1 protein-coding gene is annotated in these 1126 nt (G+C 36.4%); it reads right to left on the bottom strand.

Annotated elements, in window-relative coordinates; genetic code table 11:
• Window positions 1-171: 171 nt before the first annotated feature.
• Window positions 172-918, bottom strand: coding sequence for a hypothetical protein (locus ABVT42_RS22360; protein ID WP_353898201.1), 747 nt, complete (start codon window positions 916-918; stop codon window positions 172-174).
• Window positions 919-1126: the final 208 nt, after the last annotated feature.

The following is a 1126-nucleotide window of genomic DNA, read 5'->3' as shown; positions in this document are numbered from 1 at the left end:
TAGAACTACTGGAATTTCCCATTCGGAATATTTCTTCGGGTATTAAATAAAACTCTTTTGGAAACATAATTTTACTCCTTTTTTGGTTCGTAGTTATTTTGAGTTAACGCCGTGCTCTGGGGCAAACCGGAGCGCAGCGTAGGTTTGTCCCTAGCAGCACTTTGTTAGTTTTTATTCTGGCATAAACTCAGCAAGGCAACTATTCGAACATTCAATTGCTATTCGATCTCCCGAAATAGTAATCAACGAAGCAGGAACATAAAACTGTAACTTCAATCCGTCAATATTAAATATACGGACGGTTTTATCTGGATTAATTACCAATAGCGTCTTGAGTCCGCTGCGTTTTGAGTCTTTACGAAATGCAGGCCCAGTTTTAAAGTCATACTTAATTGGGCCAGCTTTTGCTGAAAACTTTATTTTTAATGAACCATTCAACACTTCAAGACTTAATGGCAGAGGTGACAGCTCAAATGACAGTATATTTGACCAGCCAATACTTTGTGCATTTGTGCTTTTATATGAACTGGCAAGCGAATTTCTATGACTAAATATACTATTTGCTATCTGATGGAACCTGGAATAGTCACTAACTGTTAATTGACTACAATTTGAAACATGATCATATTTACTTGTCAAAGTATAAAGTGATCTGGTCGCTGTAAGATAATCTCTCAACTTGGGAGGAGCAATTATTCTATTCCCGGTATTTTTCTGCATTACCCTACCTACAGAAATCATCTTTACTGACAATATACAAGCTGCACGTTCGGTTGCATCCCAATGATCATGATTCGCTTTACTTTTTCTATGACTTTGCGTTACCGACCAAGCCTGTCTGAGTTTTTTGTACTCCGAGAAATACGAGTTAGTTATTAAGTTTAGCTGTTCATATGTTCCCATCTCAAAACTATCCATAGAATTCGCATGAACCAATGAAACAGTGGCCGCAAATAATATTGAGCTAAATATTATATTTTTTACTATCTCCATACGATATTTCTCGAAGTAAAACTAACGCCTAATTCAAAATTCAGGCGTCATTTGCCTGAATATTTTGCAATGTCTGGTTACATGATTAACAGCCATTAGTCATAAGACATAGCGCTATTGAGTACCTATTTTA

Origin of the sequence: Aliikangiella maris, from assembly GCF_040719265.1 — a bacterium.
Lineage (GTDB): Bacteria > Pseudomonadota > Gammaproteobacteria > Enterobacterales > Kangiellaceae > Aliikangiella > Aliikangiella maris.
Note: the sequence above shows the minus strand (reverse complement) of the source record. Positions and strands in the feature narration are given on the sequence as shown.